This window comes from Dysgonomonas sp. Marseille-P4677, from assembly GCF_016652235.1.
Classification (GTDB): Bacteria; Bacteroidota; Bacteroidia; order Bacteroidales; family Dysgonomonadaceae; genus Dysgonomonas.
The window spans coordinates 1-3,340 of the sequence record NZ_JAEPKU010000221.1; the positions used below are offsets into that span (position 1 = coordinate 1).

The 3,340-nt window shown below is 36.3% G+C and carries 3 protein-coding genes; all 3 read left to right on the forward strand.

The window, feature by feature from the left end:
* The coding region (locus JGH11_RS19445) for a L,D-transpeptidase (RefSeq protein ID WP_201114556.1) at nucleotides 1-979 on the forward strand (979 nt) is incomplete at its 5' end.
* A 161-nt stretch (nucleotides 980-1,140) separates the two neighbouring features.
* Nucleotides 1,141-1,410 carry a co-chaperone GroES gene (locus JGH11_RS19450; RefSeq protein WP_201114557.1) on the forward strand — a complete coding sequence of 90 codons (270 nt, stop codon included), beginning with the start codon at nucleotides 1,141-1,143 and terminating at the stop codon, nucleotides 1,408-1,410.
* A 31-nt stretch (nucleotides 1,411-1,441) separates the two neighbouring features.
* Complete coding sequence (groL, locus tag JGH11_RS19455; protein WP_201114558.1) at nucleotides 1,442-3,073, forward strand: chaperonin GroEL; 1,632 nt, start codon at nucleotides 1,442-1,444, stop codon at nucleotides 3,071-3,073.
* Nucleotides 3,074-3,340: the final 267 nt, after the last annotated feature.

A 3,340-nucleotide genomic window follows, 5' to 3' on the forward strand; every position in this document is an offset into this window, starting at 1 on the left:
ATATAATTCCTGCTCAAAGGAAAAAGAAATAAACAATACTTTAAATAAGCAATTACAAGACTCAGTAATTATAGCTGATAGCACTGAAGAAAATAAGGTCAAAACAATCACTGCCGAAGATATTGTGATAGAAAAAGAATTTCTTTACGATCAATATACATTAGCAGATAGCTATCCATATAAAGACACTATACGCATATTCCAATGGGATAAAATTCGTGAACGTCTGGCATTATTAGAAAACATAAGGCAGGCATCTGCTAAATGGGCTATATTACAAAATTATAAGAATAAAAACGGAGAAGCTCCTTTAGTAAAAGTTTATCGAAGAAATGAATATAAACGTATTGCCGATACATCAGGTGTAGAACGCTATCAATCAGTCCCTCTATTTTTGAGTGACGATACTATCACTGCTATTCGCTATGGCAGAGACGGAGCACTAGTTAGATTGCTTGCTGACAGTACAACCAGTTTTTTCATGGTATCGACTGTAGATTTTAGTGGAGAATGGTTCGTTCCAAGAAAGTATATAAAAGAAATCCATGACACCATCATGTTCAATAAGGCGATCATTGTCGACCGTAATAATGAAAATATTGTAACTTTGGAGAAGGTAGATTCAAAATGGCTAGTAAGAAGTATGAATCCCGCCACCACCGGACTACATAAGCCTCCTTATCAACAAGAAACTCCCTTAGGTATGTTTATTATACAAGAAAAGAAAACTAGAATGATTTTTCTAAAAGATGGAAGTATTGAAACAGGAGGATTTGCACCTTATGCCAATAGGTTTACCAATGGTGGTTATATACACGGAATTCCAGTTAATGAACCAAGAAAGAATCTAATAGAATATAGTCAGACATTGGGAACCACCCCCCGATCGCATATGTGCGTACGTAATGCCACTTCACATGCCAAGTTTATTTATGACTGGGCTCCGATAGAAGAAACAGTCGTCTTCGTCATAGAATAATATCACCTAAAGTATTTATTCGTAAAATGACTACTTGTCAGTTTACGTCTGCCATTATTCTGCTCTTTTGACAGATATGTATTTTGGCACACATTTCGCTTATAAGTAATCAGAATAATATATAAAATATATATAAAAACAATTTAAAATCTAAAGTAATCATGAGTATTAAACCATTAGCAGACAGAGTATTAATAAAACCAGCTGCTGCAGAAGAAAAAAGTGTGGGGGGTATTATAATTCCTGATACCGCAAAAGAAAAACCTCTTAAAGGTGAAGTTATTGCTGTAGGAAATGGAACTAAAGACGAAGACATGGTTGTAAAACCGAAAGATCAGGTTCTTTACGGTAAATATGCCGGAACAGAAATAGAACTTGATGGTGAGGTATTTCTAATCATGCGTCAGTCTGATATTCTTGCAATTATTTAATACTAACCAAATAAAAAGAACATAAAAGATTATGGCTAAAGAAATAATTTTCAATATTGATGCTCGCGACGAGCTAAAGAAAGGTGTTGATGCATTAGCTAATGCAGTAAAAGTAACACTAGGACCAAAAGGTCGTAACGTAATCATCGAAAAGAAATTTGGAGCACCTCACATCACAAAAGATGGTGTTACAGTTGCTAAAGAAATAGAATTGGAAGAGCCATTCCAAAATATGGGAGCGCAATTAGTAAAAGAAGTTGCTTCTAAAACTAATGATGACGCCGGTGATGGTACAACTACAGCGACTGTATTAGCTCAATCAATCGTTAGCGTAGGTCTTAAAAACGTAACTGCAGGTGCAAATCCAATGGATCTGAAACGTGGTATTGATAAGGCTGTTACTAAGGTAGTAGAAAACATAAAAACTCAGGCTGTTGCTGTAGGTGATGACTTACAAAAAATTGAGCACGTAGCTAAGATTTCCGCAAATGGTGACGAAACTATCGGCAAACTAATCGCTGAAGCCATGGGTAAAGTAAAAAAAGAAGGTGTTATAACTGTTGAAGAAGCAAAGGGAACAGAAACTTATGTTGATGTAGTTGAAGGTATGCAATTCGACAGAGGTTATATTTCTCCTTACTTTGTTACCGATACAGAAAAAATGGAAGCTGACCTAGAAAATCCATATATTCTTATACATGATAAGAAAATCTCTGTATTGAAAGATATCCTCCCTATTCTTGAAGCAGCACTTAAATCAGGACGTTCTTTACTTATTATAGCTGAAGATATCGACTCTGAAGCATTAACTACACTAGTAGTAAATCGCCTTCGCGCAGGCTTAAAAATTGCTGCAGTAAAAGCTCCTGGATTCGGAGATCGTCGTAAAGAAATGTTGGAAGACATTGCAATCCTTACAGGTGGTATTGTTATTTCAGAAGAAAGAGGCATCAAACTTGAAGCTGCTACGATCGATATGCTTGGTACTGCCGATAAAGTAACTATCAATAAAGACAATACAACTATCGTAAACGGTGCAGGAGAAAAAGAAGCTATTGCGGCTCGCGTATCTCAAATAAGAACGCAGATGGAAAAAACAACATCTGATTATGACAGAGAAAAGCTACAAGAACGTCTAGCTAAATTAGCAGGTGGTGTAGCAGTTCTTTATGTTGGTGCACCTTCCGAAGTAGAAATGAAAGAAAAGAAAGATCGTGTTGACGATGCTTTATCTGCAACTCGTGCTGCAATTGAAGAAGGAACAGTACCTGGAGGTGGAGTAGCATATATCCGTGCCATTGATTCAATCACTGATCTTAAGGGTGAAAATGAAGACGAGACAACTGGTATTGAAATCGTAAAACGTGCAATAGAAGAGCCTCTTCGCCAGATTGTTGCCAACAGTGGTAAAGAAGGTGCTGTTGTTGTGCAAAAGGTACGTGAAGGTAAAACTGATTTCGGTTATAATGCTCGCGCAGACGTTTATGAGAATCTAAATGCTGCCGGAGTTATTGATCCAGCTAAAGTAGTTCGTGTAGCTCTTGAAAATGCCGCTTCTATTGCTGGTATGTTCTTAACTACAGAATGTATTATTGCTGATAAAAAAGAAGATACTCCTGCCCCAATGCCTCCAATGGGTGGCGGAATGGGTGGAATGATGTAAGAATATTTCACTAAATAAACAAAAGCGTTTCTGGTTATCAGAAACGCTTTTTTTATTTATAATACCATTCTACATGAAAGAGCTATAAAAAAGCAGGAATAGACAACATAAAAATCTATGCAGAAATGAGCCAATATACACCATCATAAACTATTGGTTTTCTTATTGACACACTCCCAATACTATTATAATCCAGCAACAATCCTCTCCAATAACTAATAATCTATATAAATAATAAGGACGGCTTGATCTAAGCCGTCCTTATTA

Bases quoted from the DNA above. Each gene is read 5' to 3' on its own strand.
- groL (WP_201114558.1), top strand. From the start codon at position 1,442: ATGGCTAAAGAAATAATTTTCAATATTGATGCTCGCGACGAGCTAAAG.
- JGH11_RS19450 (WP_201114557.1), top strand. From the start codon at position 1,141: ATGAGTATTAAACCATTAGCAGACAGAGTATTAATAAAACCAGCTGCT.